The 17,440-nt window shown below is 37.8% G+C and carries 17 protein-coding genes; 10 read left to right on the top strand and 7 right to left on the bottom strand.

Annotated features, from left to right (window positions below):
* Positions 1-26: 26 nt before the first annotated feature.
* Entirely contained in the window at positions 27-500 is a 474-nt protein-coding gene (locus MHH87_RS15050; protein WP_340750062.1) for a thioredoxin family protein, read from the bottom strand.
* A 1-nt stretch (position 501) separates the two neighbouring features.
* On the bottom strand, positions 502-927 hold the full coding sequence (locus MHH87_RS15045; RefSeq protein ID WP_340750061.1) for a disulfide oxidoreductase: 426 nt from the start codon (positions 925-927) through the stop codon (positions 502-504).
* Positions 928-1,056: 129 nt separating this feature from the next.
* Between MHH87_RS15045 and MHH87_RS15040 the strand changes: the two genes are divergently transcribed.
* Entirely contained in the window at positions 1,057-2,598 is a 1,542-nt protein-coding gene (locus MHH87_RS15040) for a GNAT family N-acetyltransferase (protein ID WP_340750060.1), read from the top strand.
* Between the two features lie 52 nt (positions 2,599-2,650).
* Here the strand turns inward: MHH87_RS15040 and MHH87_RS15035 are convergent, their stop codons facing one another.
* Complete coding sequence (locus MHH87_RS15035; RefSeq protein ID WP_340750059.1) at positions 2,651-3,271, bottom strand: GntR family transcriptional regulator; 621 nt, start codon at positions 3,269-3,271, stop codon at positions 2,651-2,653.
* 219 nt (positions 3,272-3,490) lie between these two features.
* Here MHH87_RS15035 and MHH87_RS15030 point away from each other — a divergent pair, with 219 nt between their 5' ends.
* A complete protein-coding gene (locus tag MHH87_RS15030; RefSeq protein WP_340750058.1) occupies positions 3,491-4,606 on the top strand; it encodes a GAF domain-containing sensor histidine kinase in 1,116 nt (371 codons plus the stop codon).
* Between the two features lie 11 nt (positions 4,607-4,617).
* The gene (locus tag MHH87_RS15025) at positions 4,618-5,265 is read left to right on the top strand and encodes a response regulator transcription factor (RefSeq protein ID WP_340750057.1); all 648 of its coding nucleotides are present in this window, start codon (positions 4,618-4,620) and stop codon (positions 5,263-5,265) included.
* 240 nt (positions 5,266-5,505) lie between these two features.
* On the opposite strand, the gene MHH87_RS15020 is transcribed toward MHH87_RS15025, so the two are convergent.
* From MHH87_RS15020 to MHH87_RS15010, 3 genes are all read right to left on the bottom strand, one after another.
* Positions 5,506-6,405 (bottom strand): cation diffusion facilitator family transporter, encoded by a 900-nt coding sequence (locus MHH87_RS15020; RefSeq protein WP_340750056.1) that lies wholly within the window; start codon positions 6,403-6,405, stop codon positions 5,506-5,508.
* A gap of 78 nt (positions 6,406-6,483) precedes the next feature.
* Positions 6,484-7,791 (bottom strand): hemolysin family protein, encoded by a 1,308-nt coding sequence (locus tag MHH87_RS15015; RefSeq protein ID WP_340751019.1) that lies wholly within the window; start codon positions 7,789-7,791, stop codon positions 6,484-6,486.
* A 378-nt stretch (positions 7,792-8,169) separates the two neighbouring features.
* Positions 8,170-8,379 (bottom strand): YheE family protein, encoded by a 210-nt coding sequence (locus tag MHH87_RS15010; protein WP_340750055.1) that lies wholly within the window; start codon positions 8,377-8,379, stop codon positions 8,170-8,172.
* Between the two features lie 127 nt (positions 8,380-8,506).
* Here MHH87_RS15010 and MHH87_RS15005 point away from each other — a divergent pair, with 127 nt between their 5' ends.
* Together MHH87_RS15005 and MHH87_RS15000 are read left to right on the top strand one after the other, a co-directional pair.
* Entirely contained in the window at positions 8,507-9,649 is a 1,143-nt protein-coding gene (locus MHH87_RS15005) for a DUF445 domain-containing protein (RefSeq protein ID WP_340750054.1), read from the top strand.
* A gap of 22 nt (positions 9,650-9,671) precedes the next feature.
* A complete protein-coding gene (locus MHH87_RS15000; protein ID WP_340750053.1) occupies positions 9,672-10,016 on the top strand; it encodes a YlbF family regulator in 345 nt (114 codons plus the stop codon).
* Between the two features lie 34 nt (positions 10,017-10,050).
* On the opposite strand, the gene MHH87_RS14995 is transcribed toward MHH87_RS15000, so the two are convergent.
* Positions 10,051-10,431, bottom strand: a complete 381-nt coding sequence (locus MHH87_RS14995; protein WP_340750052.1) for a hypothetical protein — start codon at positions 10,429-10,431, stop codon at positions 10,051-10,053.
* A gap of 327 nt (positions 10,432-10,758) precedes the next feature.
* On the opposite strand from MHH87_RS14995, the gene MHH87_RS14990 reads away from it, so the two are divergent.
* The 5 genes from MHH87_RS14990 to MHH87_RS14970 all read left to right on the top strand — a co-directional run bounded on the left by MHH87_RS14990 (position 10,759) and on the right by MHH87_RS14970 (position 17,433).
* Positions 10,759-12,264, top strand: coding sequence for a coproporphyrinogen III oxidase (locus MHH87_RS14990; protein ID WP_340750051.1), 1,506 nt, complete (start codon positions 10,759-10,761; stop codon positions 12,262-12,264).
* A gap of 127 nt (positions 12,265-12,391) precedes the next feature.
* A complete protein-coding gene (locus tag MHH87_RS14985) occupies positions 12,392-14,167 on the top strand; it encodes a XylR N-terminal domain-containing protein (RefSeq protein ID WP_340750050.1) in 1,776 nt (591 codons plus the stop codon).
* A gap of 178 nt (positions 14,168-14,345) precedes the next feature.
* Positions 14,346-15,884 carry a 4-hydroxyphenylacetate 3-hydroxylase N-terminal domain-containing protein gene (locus tag MHH87_RS14980; protein WP_340750049.1) on the top strand — a complete coding sequence of 513 codons (1,539 nt, stop codon included), beginning with the start codon at positions 14,346-14,348 and terminating at the stop codon, positions 15,882-15,884.
* Positions 15,885-15,910: 26 nt separating this feature from the next.
* A complete protein-coding gene (locus tag MHH87_RS14975) occupies positions 15,911-16,879 on the top strand; it encodes a catechol 2,3-dioxygenase (protein WP_340750048.1) in 969 nt (322 codons plus the stop codon).
* Between the two features lie 77 nt (positions 16,880-16,956).
* The gene (locus tag MHH87_RS14970; RefSeq protein WP_340750047.1) at positions 16,957-17,433 is read left to right on the top strand and encodes a flavin reductase family protein; all 477 of its coding nucleotides are present in this window, start codon (positions 16,957-16,959) and stop codon (positions 17,431-17,433) included.
* The last annotated feature ends 7 nt before the right edge of the window (positions 17,434-17,440 follow it).

Below are 17,440 nucleotides of genomic sequence, written 5' to 3'. Positions count from 1 at the left end.
CGTATTAGAACACGATTCCCTATTACTTATTTTTTTAATACAACTTCATTGAAAAATTGATGAATTGTTTCCTCTGGTGCATCGCCAACTAAACGATTTACTTCTTCGCCCTTATCAAAATAAATTAATGTGGGTGTTGCTTCCAAACTATAAGTTGTCCAAGCCTGATCAAACTCAAGTACGTTCAATTGATCGATTTGTAAATCAAGTTTTTCAGCAATTGGCATTAATTTTGGTGTCAAGTTTTTACAATGAGAGCATTCCGGACTGAATAAATAGGCTAATACCGGCTCGCCTGAATCAATTTTTTCTTGTAAAGGCTCAGGTAAAATAATGTTTTGATAATTTTCATCTGTTAATAAATCAATTGTAGATTGCTTTAAATCTTTTGTGCCGTAAGGATTATCAGCTAATTTATCTTCATTTGACATATTTGTCAAAACGATAATAACAGCAAATAAAACAACGATAATGCCTCCAAATATAGCAAGCTTCTTCAACTTATTTTTCCTCCTTTAATACCTTTAACATGTAAAAGCTAATAGCAGCAATCAAGATAAATGCAGTAAGCGCTAAAAATGGAATCGTAATAAAGCCCGCCCAGTTAATATACATTCCTGTACATGGAACACGTCCACATGCTGGGGCTGATTCGGATAAAAAGTCGAGCTTTTGAATACCATAATGATAAAGAGAAATACTACCGCCGATGCAGGCAAATACTGCGGTTAGTACAGCGATACGCGCATTTTTTTGAATGTATGCAACTGTTGTAATAATTACGAGCGGGTACATTAGAATACGTTGATACCAACACAACTCACATGGCTCGTACCCACGCACTTCTGAAAAGTATAATGATCCAAGTGTCGCAACAAGCGCAACGACCCACATCATTAGTAAGCTATTCTCAAGTTTTTTTGTCATTGAAGTACTCCTACTAAATAAATTTTTACATTCTTAATTATAGTTCTAATAGAAATAGAAGTAAATTATTTCGTTTATTGGGTATAGTAATGGGTAACTATTTTAAGGGAATTGGAAGGGGAAAATGTTATGACAGAATCTCTAGATATATCACAGTTTGAGAAAAGAATGATGATCCGTAATATGGCCATTGAAGATATTGAAGCGATTTTAGAAATTCAGCGTATATCGTTTCCAGGGATGGTTCCGTGGGAGCGAGCTCATCTGTATAGTCATTTATCGATTTTTCCAGAAGGGCAGATGGTGGCGGAGTTTGAAGGTGTTGTTATTGGCTCCTGCTCGAGTTTGCGTATTAATTTTGATGAATATGATGATCGTCATACGTGGAATGATATTACGGATAACGGCTTTATTACGAATCATAATCCAGACGGTTACAATTTATATGGTATTGAAGTAATGGTACACCCAAATTATCGCCGCATGAAGGTGGGACAAAGACTGTACGAGGCGCGTAAAGATTTAGCGCGTACCTTAAATTTAAAGTCAATTATTATCGGTGGACGTATTCCGAATTATCATATTCATGCAGATGAAATGGCACCGCGTGAATATGTCGATGCGGTAAGCCGACATAAAATTTATGACCCTGTGTTAACATTTCAAATAATGAATGACTTTATTTTAATGCGCATTAATCCGAATTATTTATCGGACGATGTAGCTTCAGGTAAATATGCAACACTGATGGAATGGAATAATGTTGATTATACACCATTATCAAAACGTCATTTTAAAACGAGCTATCCGGTACGCATTTGTGTCGTGCAATATATGATGCGAAAAATTTCCTGCTTTGAGGACTTTGCTAAGCAATGCGAGTATTTTGTTGATGTTGGCTCTGATGCGGCTTCAGATTTTGTGGTGTTTCCAGAAATTTTTACAACGCAGCTCATGTCATTTTTACATGAAAAGTCCCCTTCGCAAGCGGTGAGGAAGCTGACAACTTTTACGCCACAATATATTGAATTATTTACGAATTTGGCGGTCCGTTATAATGTTAACATTATTGGTGGCTCTCATTTCGTTGAAGAGGAAGACGAAGAAATTTATAATATTGCCTATTTGTTCAGAAGAGATGGGACAATTGAAAAGCAGTATAAGGTGCATATTACGCCAAATGAACGGAAGTGGTGGGGGATAAGTAGCGGTAGCAAGGTGGAAGTATTTGAAACAGACTGCGGCAAAATTGCGATTCAAATTTGTTATGATATGGAGTTTCCGGAACTGGCACGCATTGCTACGGATATGGGGGCTAATATTATTTTTACGCCGTTTTGTACGGAAGATCGTCATGGTTACTTGCGTGTACGCTACTGTGCACAAGCGCGCGCAATTGAAAATCAAATTTATACGGTAATCTCTGGTACGGTTGGTAATTTACCAGAAACGGAAAATATGGATATTCAATATGCCCAGTCTGGAATTTTTGCGCCAAGTGACTTTGAATTTGCTCGGGATGGCATTGTAGGAGAGACGAATGCGAATGTAGAAATGGTGCTGATTGGCGATGTAGATTTAGAAATACTACGTCGTAAGCGCCAAGACGGTACGGTAAAGCATTTAAAGGATCGCCGCCATGATGTGTACCGTGTAGATTATTTGAAATAACAAGAAGATGTGACTGACAAAAGGTCACATCTTCTTGTCGTTTTGACTGGTGTTAATAATCGCTCTTTAAATTCAGCGTGAAATTAAGATTTGCTTCTAAATGCTTACGTAATAGTTTACTTGCTAACTCGACATTGCCTACAGCTATTGCTTTTATAATCTGCTCCAGCTCGTCAATTAATAGCGGGCGCTTACCTACCTTCATTGCACTACTGAACATGTAAATAATGGATCTTATTTTATCTATTTCAGCAATCATTAAAGGGTTTTTACTTGCAGCTACAATTGTTTCGTGGAAATCCATGCTGACGTTGACCATTTCCTCAAGGGTCCCTTTACGAGCTGTTGCTAGGCGATTTTTCAACAGGGCTATTTGCTCATCAAGAATATTATGTGAAGCATACCGAACTGCATAACATTCAATTAACGTTTGCATTTCATAAAGGTGAATCAAATCGGCCTTTGTGGGCTTCAAAACACGTTTATTTTGAATTAAACCTTCCTGCTCAAGCCGGCGAATAGCCTCTCGAATTGGAGTGCGACTAACACCGATTTGTTCAGCTAAACGCTCTTCAGTAAGCTTCTCCCCCCCAACTAACTCGCCTGCTAAAATTTGTTCGCGAATTGTTTTATAAGCAAGTGTTTGTGCATTTAGTGAATCGGATTGTAACATATATATATCCCCCCAGTAATTACATATATTCTCCATAATTATACACAAAATTATTGCAATTTTTTGCATGTTATTTGCATAGATTTGCATAAAAATAAACACCTTTTGCATGATGTACTATATTTAGGACAACTCCTTCAAAAGTATGAGCAATATGGCGATGCGTTACATGGCTGATCAATGATATGATGGGAAAAAGCAAGTAAACGGGGTGTAATGATGGCAGCAAAAGACCATTCCAATATTGCAATCTTAAAAGAAATTGCGGAATTACTAAACGAAGAGACAGAAATGATTCCTATGTTGAACGGCGCACTGTCCAAGTTTTTAAGTGGTACTAAGTTTGAAACAGGGTGGATTTTCTTTATTGATAAGAAGGGAAAATCAGAACTTGTTGTTCAGCAAAATTTACCGGAAGCGCTCGCCTATAATAGCTGTGAACACTTAAAGAGAGGTGGGTGCTGGTGTATTTCGCGCTACCGCAATGAAGAGCTGAAAAAAGCGTCGAATATAATAGAGTGTCAGCGTATTGAGAGTGCAATTGAAGCAAATGTAGGCGACCACGAAGACATTACACATCATGCAACTGTCCCATTGCAATCTGGCCAGGAACGTTTTGGTTTACTAAACGTTGCCTCGAAAAATACGATTCGTTTTACAGATGAGGAGCTAAATTTATTAGAATCTGTCGCATTCCAGATGGGCTCAGCAATTAAGCGGATTTATTTAACGAATGAGCAGCAGGAAATCGCACTCGTTCAGGAACGCAATCGCTTAGCACGAGATCTTCATGACTCGGTAAACCAGCTACTTTTTTCCGTAACATTAACAGCTCGAGCTGGCATTGAAATGAGTGATCAACAGGAAACAAAAGAAACGTTCAAGGAAATTCAGCAGCTGACACAGGAGGCGTTAACAGAAATGCGCGCGCTGATATGGCAGCTACGTCCAAAAGGTTTAGAAAGCGGACTCATTGAAGCTATTAAAGTGTATGCGGAAATGCTTGGTCTAAAATTAACCGTTAATGTCGCAGGTGTCATTCAGTTCCCATCTCGCGTCGAGGAGACATTATTTCGAATTACACAAGAAGCGCTGAATAATATTCGTCGGCATGCCGGTGTAACGGATGCAGCACTTTATATTAATGTAACGGCGACAGATGTGCTACTCGTTGTGAAGGATGAGGGGCGCGGCTTTGTTGTCGATGCACATAACACAATCCCATCAATGGGCATTCAATCCATTAAGGACAGGGCACATGCAATTGGTGGCTCAGTTGATTGGGTTAGTGAAATTGGAAAAGGAACGGAATTATTAATTCGTTTACCGTATTAGGGGGAATATCAATGATTCGAGTACTAATTGCTGATGATCATCATGTTGTAAGGCGCGGGTTATTATTTTTTTTGAAAACGCAAAAAGATATAGAAGTTGTTGGAGAGGCGAAAAATGGGCTTGAAGCGATTGATTTAGTACGTAGCTTGAAGCCGGATATTGTACTAATGGATTTAGTGATGCCAGAACTGGACGGCATCCAGGCAACGAAACGCATTAAAGAACAGTGGCCGGAAGTTTTTATTTTAATGCTCACAAGCTTTTCAGATAAGGATCATGTCTTACCAGCGATTGAAGCAGGGGCGTCTGGTTATCAGCTAAAAGACATCGAGCCGGATGATTTAGTGGAATCGATTCGTCAAATTATGCGGGGTGAAAATACGATCCATCCAGAAGCAACAACGCAGTTAGAAGAAGGTTTGCGCGAGGAAGAAAATAAACCGCATATTCAAAATGCATTAACTCCGCGAGAGCAGGATGTGTTAGCAGAGCTTACAAAAGGGAAAAGTAACCGAGAAATTGCTTCCTCTCTATTCGTCACTGAAAAAACAGTGAAAACGCATATTTCGAACATTTTTACGAAGTTACAAGTACAGGACCGTACACAAGCTGCACTATATGCAGTAAAGCATGGTTTGACAGAAGGTAGCGGGAAATAAAGAAACGGACTATCGTAACCAGTATAAACTGGTTGCGATAGTCCGTTTTGTATTTGTTAAGGAAATTATAAAATTTCGCCATGTGGATAACATTCAAAGAAAGTAAATGCAACGTCTAGGCTAAAGCGCCAGCCCCTCGAGGTCGCTTCGATCCCTCGGGCGAAAGTGGAGGAGCGTTTACTTTCGCTTCGGGCTCGCAAGCAGCTGTCGGGGCTGAGCAGGCGCTTTAGCGCTTTTGTTCTAAAAATGATAATCATCTTCCACCGCGTAATTATGTTCATGTGGCTCTATGTGAACAAGCACCATACAGTACGGATTAAAGTGCTTCACTGTAGCTTCAATTTTCTCCGTAATGTCATGGCTTTCACGTACGTTTAAATTTGGATTCACTGTAACGGTCACATCAATAAAGCTCATATTACCATGAGAGCGCCCTTTTAAGTCAATTAAATCAATCACTTCCTCAACATTTTGAATAAGCTTCCATAATGTTTCAGCTTCATCGATATCAAATGCATCCGTTAATGTTTGCACTGCTTCCCAGAAAATCCCGATAGCTGTATTAATAATAATGATTCCTACGATAAGTGCTGTAATTTTATCAATAATCGGCATGCCGAAAATGGCCCCAAAGATCCCGATAGCGGCGCCAATACTAACGAGCGCATCTGAACGGTTATCATACGCCGCTGCTTTCACGGCTGTGCTTTTAATTTTATTAGCAAGCGCTAAATTATAACGGTACACGCCGTACATAATTACGGCACTAAATAATGCAACTAATGCAGTAAGCAGTGACGGGGTTTCGTGTGTCGGATGAAATAGGCTTTGAACAGTTGCCGATATTACTTGTAAACCAACGACCATCATAATGAATGAGGCAACTAGTGAAGCGACAGTTTCTGCACGTAAATGGCCATATGGATGATTGGAGTCTGGTGGCTTTTGAGAAATTTTAAGTCCGACTAGAACGGCAACAGACGCAATAATGTCCGTCGTATTATTTAAACCATCTGCCTTTAAAGCGGAGGACATACCAATATAGCCAACTGTTAACTTCATGGCACTCAAAAAGATATAGGTGCCAATTGAAAGCCAGGCCCCTTTTTCACCTGCGCGTAAATTTGTATAAAGCTCCAAAGTGTTTCCCCCTAGCAAAAGTTCTGGACATGATAAAACGACCCTCCGCAGCCGGAGAGTCGTTTTGGTTGTCCAAAATTATTGTTCTTCTATTTGTGTTGCTGCTTCTTCAAGTTTCGATACTTCCAAATATAGAATATGGTGACCATCAAGCTCTTTAATCATGAACTTATAGCCCTGTTCTTCAATCGAATCGCCTTCAATAGCATCAAAGTGCTGTGTCATGAACCAGCCACCGATTGTATCAATATCTTCATCTTCAATTTGAATACCTAAGATATCATTGACTTCTTGTAATAACATTTTTGCATCAAGAATATAATGGTCTTCTGCGATTTCTTGCACTTCTGGGATTTCATCTTCGTCGAACTCGTCTTGGATATCACCAACGATTTCCTCGATAATGTCCTCGATTGTAACTAAACCAGATGTACCGCCGTACTCATCCATTAAGATTGCCATATGAATGCGCTCATGTTGGATTTTCAGTAACAGGTCGCTAATTGGAATAGTTTCTATAACACGAATGATTGGCTGCATATAATCCACAACGGGTTTATCACCATTTGCTGAATCTTTAATGAATGCTGTTAATAAATGTTTCATATTAACAAGGCCAATGACGTGGTCTTTATCACCATCAGTAATTGGGTAACGAGTATATTGTTCAACACCCATTAACTCAAATACTTCGCGAATTGTTTGATCTTTTTCGATGCTAGTAATTTCAGTTCGAGGTACCATAATCTCCTTCGCAATACGGTCAGAGAATTCGAAAATACTATTTACGTATTCGTATTCTGAGTGGTTAATTTCTCCACCTTTAAAGCTGTCCGATAAAATCATGCGAAGCTCTTCTTCAGAGTGAGCTACTTCAGATTCAGAAACCATTTTCAAACCGAATAGACCAGATAATGCACGTGCAGAGCCGTTTAAAGTTCGAATGAACGGGTACATTATGGTATGGAATAATAACAGTGGTCCAGATAAGGCTAAAGTTACTTCCTCTGCTTTTTGAATAGCTAGAGTTTTCGGTGCTAATTCCCCTACGACAACGTGTAAAAACGTCACGAGTGAGAATGCAACAATGAATGAAAGAATCGATGTTACTTGACCAGTTAAGCCCATAAGTTCAAATAGTGGATGAAGAATAAGCGCAAATGTCGGCTCACCCAACCAACCAAGACCAAGGGCAGTAATTGTAATACCTAATTGGCAGGCTGATAAATATTCATCCAGATTTGATAATACTTTTTTTGCTTTAATTGCTTTATTATTACCTTCAGCAACTAATTGATCAATACGAGTTGTTCTTACTTTTACTATTGCAAACTCAGTTGCAACGAAAAATGCCGTAGCGGCAATCAAGACAGCAAATGCTGCCAGCTTAATGGTTAACTCTCCTATATCTACGTCCAAATACTTTCTTTACTTACGGCGCAAATGAGCGAGATAAGTAAAGAGTACACCTCCTAGAAAAAATTATTAGATAACATAATAATAAAATATTTCGTAAAAAAAAACAAATTATGTATTTCATTTTTATAAAATAGCTAATTCTATTAAGGCTCTACACCAAAATCTGTACTTGACAGCACATTCCACTCCAGGCGGAAGCTTTCCGTTCCATGTGCTTATAAAGTAGTATACTTTCTTTTAAAGTAAAGTATATATTTTGGAAATGACCCTCTATTAAATTATTTTATTAATCTGAAAATAAAAGAAGACACCGATTCGCCAAAAAGTAGTGTCTTCTTTAATTTATTACTCATAAACGTGGAATAGCATTAACTCATGAACCAGTTTTTCTACAGCAGTTAAATCGTCTGTTGCAGGAGTGGCACCGATAAATACAATGCTGCCATCTTTTTTGTACTCGGCATTATAGCGCTGTTGTTTATAAAAAAATGAGATCGTCCAACCTGGTATTTGGATGTTTTCAAATATTGGTTTAAAACTAAAATGTTGAATCATGAAACTTCCCTCCCCCTGATATCGTACTTGATAGGTCACTATTTCTGCAATGGGTGTCAAAAGTTACTTACAAGAAACCCCATCTGTTATAATGGTGGAATAATTTAATAAGAATGAGAGGATACGTATGAATTTACTTACATCAATTATATTCATGGCTTTCGTAGGTGCATTTCTCGGGGCATCAACGAATCATTTAGCCGTAAAAATGTTGTTTCGTCCGTACAATCCGGTATATATAGGCAAGTGGCAATTGCCATTTACACCAGGACTTATCCCAAAACGTAGAGATGCTTTGGCGGTTCAATTAGGAAAAACGGTTACGGAGTATTTATTAACACCAGAAACATTTCGCAAAAAATTCTTTTCACCGGAAGTTCGTTTAAGCACTCTACATTTTATACAAACAAAAGCAGAGCAGGAACTTTTCAACAACCACAAAACGCTCCAGCAATGGTTAGAACTAACTGGATTTACTCATTTACCACAAACGATTGAAGCAAAAGTAGATGCAGTTATTGCTGAGCAGTTTCATCAAGTAAAAAATACACTTTCAACAAAATCAATACGTGCGCTACTACCTGAAGATATTCAGCAAGTAATTGACCGCAAAGTACCAGAAGCGGTAGAGCAAATTTTAGCTAAAGGGGAAGACTATTTTTTATCTTCTGAAGGCGAGAAAACAATTAAATATATGCTAGACGATTTTTTATCGTCAAAGGGTTCTTTTGGTGGTATGATTCAAATGTTAGTGGGCGATTCATCGTCGATCGTAGATAAAATTCAACAGGAGCTTATTAAATTTTTGCGTGCACCGGGTACAAAAAATTTACTCGTAGCGATCTTCTCAAAAGAATGGGAAAAAATTAAAGAGCGTCCGGTAATGGACTTTTTATCTAACGTAGAATTAGATCCGATTGTAGACAATATTCAACGCTATGCGAAAGAGCAACTGGCGCTGGATGATCGATTAGCTAAAACGGTTCAAGACTATTGGCCAGATGGAAACAACTGGGCGAAAAATGATGTAATCCCTAAGCTTGTTGATCGATTTTTTGTACAGGCAGAAAACAAGTTGGAGGATGTTCTAAAACGTTTAAATCTTCAAGAGGTTGTACGCGAGCAGGTTGATGTTTTCCCAGTAGAACGTTTAGAAGAGCTAGTGCTTGGTATTTCCAAGAAAGAACTTCAAATGATCACTTATTTAGGTGGTTTAATCGGTGGTTTAATCGGTATTGCACAGGGGATTATCGTCTTTTTGACGAACTAATAAATGAGAGTGGGGATTGTATATGATTAACATTTACGAAGATATAAATAAATTACAAGTAACATTCCGTAAAACAGCTGAATTTGAAACATTAAAAGAAGCAGTTGAGGCGGTACGTGCAGACGAAGAAGCGAAAACATTATTTACAAACTTCCGCGACATTCAGTTAAAATTACAGCAAAAACAAGTCGCTGGTGAGGAATTACAAGAAGACGAGCTTGTTTACGTTCAAAAAGCTGCGCAACTGGCACAGCAGAATGTAAAAATATTAGCAATGCTAGAGGCAGAAATGGCTCTTAGCAACGTGATTGAAGAAGTCAACCGTATTTTAGCGCAACCAATTCAATCATTATATGAAGGTCTGTAAAAAAAGCCGGATCACACGATAGTGTGGTCCTTTTTTATTTGAAAAATTTTGGTTGGACATATTTAGGATATTTTTCAGAGTATGTTTTCAAGCATGCTTGGAGTTGAATTGTTTGCGAAAAATTTTTGGCGATAAGCATCTCATCCGTGTACATTAGTTCATACTTAAAGTGTTTAAGAAAAAATTGCTGTGCCCGTTCATATAAGTTATTCAATGAAATAGCACCATACAGTTCTTCTTTGTCAATTAAGTAAATTAAATCGCAAATTGCCTCATGTTGTTCATAGTGCAAGGAAATCGTTACATAAAAAGTTCGCTCATCACAGCGCTTTAAATCAAATTTATACAAATTGATGTTAATTGAATGTAAAATTGTCGTAAAATCATCAGTAGAGCGTATTGCTAAGTTACTCATTTAAGATGCACCTCCCAAATAATCGAATAGTAAGAAAATTATAGAGTATATAAAGCATTTCGTCTAACAATATGTTAGCAATATTATACATTCCATCCTTATTTACACTGCGAATACAGTGGAAATAATAGTAATGAACATAATGACTATTGTAATTAAGTATACTGAAATAATGGGTAAAATTGTATTAAAATATTGTAAAAGTATTATTTTTTTGGAATTAATTTTTAAGGTGAGATTAGTTACGGAGCATTAATAATGCATGATTTTTTGTTACAATAAGGATGGTTTAATACTATTTAATGATATGAAAGTAGAGAACAATAGATGAAAACAATACAAATCAATCAAAAACTTAAAGAGGATTGGAATCGAGTCCTTAATCATATTGCGAATCTTTTTTATGAAGATTCAGTTATCCAGCTCACACATGACGGTGCAGATCTGTCGATTGTGTTTGAGCATTCAATCGAAGAAAACAATACGGTGCATACTTCCGCAGTTTTAGAGGTGGAAGGCCAGCAGTATACAAATAATTATTCGATTGGCTACACAACGGAAGGCACCGAAAAAGAACGAAACATCCGCCTGAAGCGTGCATTATCACACGTAATGCTAGATGTATTAGAGCAATATTCGGGGATGAAGCAGCAGTGGGGCATCTTAACAGGCGTTCGGCCGACAAAGCTTTATCATAATTACCGAAAAGCAGGGATGTCAGAAGAAGAGATTTTCAATGTTTTGAAAACAGATTTCCGTATTTCTGATAAAAAGATTGCGTTAATGAAAGAAATTGTTGCGCGTCAGCTTCATATTATTCCTGATTTAGATGAAATCGGTAAGGAAATCTCTATTTATATTGGTGTGCCGTTCTGTCCGACAAAATGCGCATATTGTACGTTCCCAGCGTATGCAATCCAAAGTAATCGTAAAGCTGGTCGAGTGGAATCATTTATCGATGGATTGCACATTGAAATTCGAGAAATGGGTAAATGGCTAACAGAGCGCGGCATGAAAATTACGTCGATTTACTGGGGTGGGGGTACGCCAACCTCAATCGAAGCCGATGAAATGGATGCCCTCTATAAAACGATGTTTGAATCATTCCCAAATCCAGGGGACATTCGTGAAATTACTGTAGAAGCCGGACGTCCGGATACAATTACGCCAGAAAAAATCGAAGTACTGAAAAAGTGGGGTATTGATCGTATTTCGGTAAATCCACAGTCTTACACAGAAGAAACACTAAAAGCAATTGGTCGCCACCATACTGTTCAGGAAACCATTGATAAGTTTTGGTTATCGCGCAATTCGGGCATGAACAATATTAATATGGATTTAATTATCGGCCTGCCGAACGAAGGCATTGAGGAATTCCAAAACTCACTAGATGAAACTGCTAAAATGCACCCAGAATCATTAACGGTACATACACTAAGCTTTAAGCGCGCTTCAGAAATGACACGCAATAAAGATAAATACCGTGTGGCAGACCGTGATACAGTAGCGCAAATGATGGAAATGGCAAGTGATTGGACTGCTGAAAATGGCTATGTTCCATATTATTTATATCGTCAAAAAAATATTTTAGGGAACTTAGAAAACGTGGGCTACTGTAAGCCAGGTGAGGAATCCATTTATAATATTGTTATTATGGAAGAAGTACAGACGATTTTAGGAATTGGCTGCGGTGCTTCATCTAAATTTATTCACCCAGAAACGGGCAAAATTACGCAGTTCTTCAACCCGAAAGATCCAGCCGCATATATTTTAACGTTTGAAGATGCGATTAAGAAAAAAATTGAAATTTTGAATGGACTCTATGTAAAGTAACGATATGACTGTACTATAAAAGGGATTTTATAGTATAGTTTTTTTAATATTAAATGGCATTATTTTACTTATTATTTTATTTAATGTATTTCGTATTGCACAAAATATATTAATTGGGGTGTATAAAATGAAAGCAAATCGACTAGTGTTTGAAAATTCATTTGATGTGAATCCTCGTACTGGAATTATTCGCTTCAATGGCAACCGAATGGTGTTAAAATCGGCTGAAGCTCTTGGAATTTTTCGGCGTGATATTGTCAAAACGCTAGATATGGAACGAGCAAAGGGTTTTTTGCTAAGATACGGTTGGGCGTGTGGGTATAGTGCTGGTGAGTCTGTTAAACAATCATATAATTGGAATGATATAAGAGAACTCATAATGGCTGGGGCAGCAATGCACACGTTAGAAGGTGTAGTCAGTGTAGAAATTGAGTTACTAGAAGTAGATGATCATAAGTTTGAAATGGAAGGAAGATGGTATCATTCTTATGAAGCTGCTGAACATGTTCGACATTTTGGCTTTAGTGAAGAAAGTATATGTTGGACGTTGGTTGGCTATGTAGCAGGATTTTTAGCAAAAATTTATCCAAAAGAATTAGTTGTTTTCGAAGACAAGTGTAGAGGTAAACGAGACGATTATTGTAGCTTTATTGTTCGCACAAAAGAACATGCAGCACCGGAACAACTTGATATTTTAAAATATTTTAAAGAAGATTCACTAAAGCATGAATTGGATGCAGCCTATAAACAATTAAAAGAGTTAAATCACTCAATTGTCCATTCGGAGACGATTCAAAAACAGTTAACAAATGCTATGTTAGAAGGATATACACTTAATCAATTATTAAATATGTTAAGTGAAGGGTTGCATAGCAGTCTTATAATTGAAAAAGTGAATATGCACAAGCCAATTGCAACATCTTTTAAAACAGTAGAAGATGAGCAATATTTTATAAAAAATCACTCTCATATAAGAAAGCGTTTGCATAAATTCCCGATTATGACGATGAATAAGCAATTAGGAAATTTGACGGTTATTCATGATGAGGCACTTACTCGAGAGCAGAAAATGATGATTGAGAGTGCTATCTCTGTATTTTCTGTGTACTTGTATATACAAGCACAAATCGCTCAGTCTCAGTGGCAACGCAAGTCGGATTTTTTAGACGAGATGTTGAATGGACAAGTAGCAATTGAAAGAATGATAAAAAAGGCAAGAAATATATTTAATTTCGATCCGAATAAGAGTAGTAGGTTGATTGTAATAGCAGTTGGATTCGAAGAAACAGAAACCATTTTGAATTATTTAACAATAGAATATCCGTCAATTGAGTGTTTTATAAAAAATGATGAAATATTAATGATTTTAGAAGAACAAACAGAAAATAGTAAGCATGTAAAAAGCTTTATGAAGCAATTAGTTACTAAGTTGAAAAATCGTTTTAAACAAGTAACGTTTCATATTGGGATTGGTCATAATTCGAATGAGCTTAGCGACATCGGACATAGTTATCAAGACGCAAAACTTGTGAGTAGATTTTTACAAAACATTACACCTAGTGAGACCCAGGGAGCAATTTATGAAGATTTTCAGCATATAATACTGTTTTTGAAAACGACCAATCCAAAAGAGCTCATTGTGTTTTATGAGCAGGTGCTTGAGCATTTGTTAAAACATGATCAGCAAAATAGTACGGCGTTTATTCAAACTTTAGAAGTATTTCTGAACAACGGAGGTAATGTTAATAAGGCAGCCAAAGAACTGAATTTATCTATTCCAGGCTTCCGCTATCGGATGGAAAAAATTGAATCGTTACTGCAGGAAGATTTACGAAACGGCGAAGGGCGATTTAGATGTCAGCTTGCGATTAAAGTGTATTATGCCGTGCGCTCATTACAATAAAATAACTATTAAAAAAACCAGTGGAGACGCTGGTTTTTTTGTTTTTTTGAGATTATTTATACAAAAATGAAAGTGAAAAGAGAAATTACTATACATTTTATAAATTACTTAATTATTCAGAATAATATAAATTTAGGAGGACATGTCAAACAAGTAACAAATGTAGGAGGGAATAGAGATGGTTACTCAACAAGCGACGAAGCCATTAACCGGCAAAGAGTATTTAGAAAGTTTACAGGATGGACGTGAAATTTGGTTACATGGTGAACGTGTTAAAGATGTAGCAAATCATCCAGCTTTTCGAAATTCAGCTCGTTCCATTGCACGTCTTTATGACGCTATGCATGATCCACAATACAAAGATGTTTTAACTTGTGAAACTGACACTGGGAATGGCGGCTTTACTCATAAATATTTCCGTGCCGCGCGCAGTGCAGATGACTTGATTCAAGGACGCGATGCAATTGCTGCATGGTCACGACTTACTTATGGACAAATGGGACGTACACCAGATTATAAAGCGTCATTTTTAGCGACACTTGGCAGTAATCCAGAGTATTACTCGCCGTACCAAGAGAATGCAAAAAGATGGTATAAGGAAGCACAAGAGCGCAACTGGTTCTTTAACCACGCTATTGTAAATCCACCAGTTGATCGTAATAAAGAAGTACATGAAGTAGGCGATGTATTTATTCGCGTTGAACGTGAAACGGATCAAGGATTAATTGTAAGCGGTTCAAAAATGGTTGCCACTGGTTCAGCCATTACAAACTATAACTTTGTTGGTACCTATGGACTACCGATTAAAGAAAAAGAGTTTGCGGTAGTGTTTATCGCGCCAATGGATGCACCAGGCGTGAAATTAATTAGCCGTGCCTCATATGAAATGAATGCTGCTGTAATGGGTAGCCCTTTTGATTATCCACTAAGCAGCCGTTTCGATGAAAATGATGCGGTATTAGTATTCGACCAAGCGTTAATCCCTTGGGAAAATGTCTTAATTTATGAAGACATGCAAAAAACAACATCATTCTTCGTAGAAAGTGGCTTTATTAACCGCTTTACATTCCAAGGAGTGACACGTTTTGCTGTCAAACTTGACTTTATCATTGGTGTGTTATTGAAAGCGCTAAAAACAGCAGGTACGGATCAATTCCGAGGTGTCCAAGCGAGTGTCGGTGAAATTATTGCATGGCGTCACATGTTCTGGTCATTAAGTGATGCGATGGCACTAAATCCAGAACAGCGTGACAATGGCTTTGTTGTACCGAACTTACAAGGAGGCTTAGCATATCGAATCTTTTTACAAGAAGGTTGGCCAAAAATTACGGGGATGATTCAACAATTAGTAGCCGGTAATCTTATCGTTCAACCATCAAGCGCACGTGACTTCCTAAATGAGGATTTCCGTCCAACGCTCGATAAATTATATCGCGGTTCGAATGGTATTGATGCGCTTGAAAAAATTAAAACAGTCAAACTGCTATGGGATGCAATTGGTACTGAATTTGGTGGTCGTGGCGAACTATATGAACGTAACTATGCGGGGAACCAGGACGATATTCGACTACAAACATTATTCGGTGCACAGGGCAGTGGTAAAACAGATGAATTAATCGCATTTGCTGATCAATGTATGTCTGACTACGACCTAAATGGTTGGACAAATTCAACATGGATTAATCCTGATGATATTAATTACTTTACTAATAAATAATTTACTTAACAAAGGGGGAAATGATTATGTCAAATTTTGATATTGCACAATTAGCACATGTGGAGCTTTATACACCAAAGCCAGAGGAATCTCTAAAGTTTTTCACAGATTATATGGGCTTACAAATTACAGCACGTGAAGGTCAATCTGTATATTTACGTGGTTATGAAGATTTTTATCATCACACATTAAAGTTAACGGAAGCAAAGGAAGCAGGAATGGGGCATGTTGCATGGCGTGCAAGTTCACCAGAAGCGCTAGAGCGTCGTGTAGCATCTATTCAACAAAGTGGTTATGGAAAAGGCTGGATCGATGGAGATTTAGGGCATGGCCGAGCTTACCAATTTGTAACTCCAGATGGTCATAATCAAGAAATCTTATGGGAAGTGGACTATTTCCAAGCATCTGCTGATCAAAAAACATTACTAAAAAGCCGTCCGCAAAAGCGTCCATTAACAGGCATTCCAGCAAGACGTCTTGACCACATTAATATGATGTGTAGCGATGTAGCGAAAAATCGCGAATTTATGTCTGAACAGCTTGGCTTTAAATTAAGAGAACAAATTATCGTAGGGGAAAACCAGGAGCTTGGTGCTTGGATGAGTGTGAGCCCACTTGTACATGAAGTGGCATTAATGGGCGACCAAACAGGCAATAGTGGACGTTTCCACCATATTGCCTTCTGGTATGGTTATCCACAACACTTAATGGATCTTGCTGATATTTTTGCTGAAAACGGGATTAAAATCGAAGCAGGCCCTGGTAAACATGGTGTGAGCCAAGCGTACTTTATGTATGTAATCGAACCAGGCGGAAATCGAGTAGAATTATTCGGTGACTCAGGTTACTTAATTTTTGACCCAGATTGGAAACCATTAGTATGGCGTGAGCACGAGCTAAATGAAGCTATTATTTGGTACGGCTCACCATTACCGAACGAGTACTTCCTATACGGTACACCAGATAAGCCAGCGAAAGTACCGGTAATCAAGTAAAAAAAAGCAAGTATATGCTGCCTTGAACGAAGTAACGTTTAAGGCAGCTATCACGTTATTCGGGAGGAGTTTTTAAAATGGATGATCGCCTTTTTAGAACAGCAATGGGTAAGTTTGCAACTGGTGTTACAGTCATTACCACAAAACTAAATAACGAAATTTATGGCATGACGGCAAACGCGTTCATGTCTGTTTCACTTAATCCCAAATTAGTCGTCATATCGGTAGGCGAAAAAGCATCAATGCTTGAACGTATTAAACAAAGTAATAAATTCACAGTAAATATTTTAGCAGAAGATCAACAATATTACTCTCAACTTTTTGCTGGTCAAATCAAAGATCCGCAAAAAGTAGATTTTGATGATATAAATGGTGCACCGGCGATTCCAGGAGCGATTGCTCAAATCAGTTGTGAAGTAGCGACCTCCCATGCTGAAGGAGACCATACGTTGTTTATAGGTCATGTACTAGATGTTTGTTTACAAGATGGTAATCCGCTTCTTTTCTTCAATGGACAATATAGCGAATTAAAGGAAAAGGTTGCAATTCAATAGCAGGAGG

This window comes from Solibacillus sp. FSL H8-0538 (assembly GCF_038003525.1).
In the GTDB taxonomy this organism is placed as follows: domain Bacteria; phylum Bacillota; class Bacilli; order Bacillales_A; family Planococcaceae; genus JBBOPI01.
The sequence above is the reverse complement of the archived record's forward strand: the minus strand, read 5'-3'. Positions and strand labels throughout refer to the sequence as shown.

Bases quoted from the DNA above. Each gene is read 5' to 3' on its own strand.
- MHH87_RS15045 (WP_340750061.1), bottom strand. From the start codon at position 927: ATGACAAAAAAACTTGAGAATAGCTTACTAATGATGTGGGTCGTTGCG.
- MHH87_RS15040 (WP_340750060.1), top strand. From the start codon at position 1,057: ATGACAGAATCTCTAGATATATCACAGTTTGAGAAAAGAATGATGATC.
- MHH87_RS15035 (WP_340750059.1), bottom strand. From the start codon at position 3,271: ATGTTACAATCCGATTCACTAAATGCACAAACACTTGCTTATAAAACA.
- MHH87_RS15030 (WP_340750058.1), top strand. From the start codon at position 3,491: ATGGCAGCAAAAGACCATTCCAATATTGCAATCTTAAAAGAAATTGCG.
- MHH87_RS15025 (WP_340750057.1), top strand. From the start codon at position 4,618: ATGATTCGAGTACTAATTGCTGATGATCATCATGTTGTAAGGCGCGGG.
- MHH87_RS15010 (WP_340750055.1), bottom strand. From the start codon at position 8,379: ATGATTCAACATTTTAGTTTTAAACCAATATTTGAAAACATCCAAATA.
- MHH87_RS15005 (WP_340750054.1), top strand. From the start codon at position 8,507: ATGAATTTACTTACATCAATTATATTCATGGCTTTCGTAGGTGCATTT.
- MHH87_RS15000 (WP_340750053.1), top strand. From the start codon at position 9,672: ATGATTAACATTTACGAAGATATAAATAAATTACAAGTAACATTCCGT.
- MHH87_RS14995 (WP_340750052.1), bottom strand. From the start codon at position 10,431: ATGAGTAACTTAGCAATACGCTCTACTGATGATTTTACGACAATTTTA.
- MHH87_RS14990 (WP_340750051.1), top strand. From the start codon at position 10,759: ATGAAAACAATACAAATCAATCAAAAACTTAAAGAGGATTGGAATCGA.
- MHH87_RS14985 (WP_340750050.1), top strand. From the start codon at position 12,392: ATGAAAGCAAATCGACTAGTGTTTGAAAATTCATTTGATGTGAATCCT.
- MHH87_RS14980 (WP_340750049.1), top strand. From the start codon at position 14,346: ATGGTTACTCAACAAGCGACGAAGCCATTAACCGGCAAAGAGTATTTA.
- MHH87_RS14975 (WP_340750048.1), top strand. From the start codon at position 15,911: ATGTCAAATTTTGATATTGCACAATTAGCACATGTGGAGCTTTATACA.
- MHH87_RS14970 (WP_340750047.1), top strand. From the start codon at position 16,957: ATGGATGATCGCCTTTTTAGAACAGCAATGGGTAAGTTTGCAACTGGT.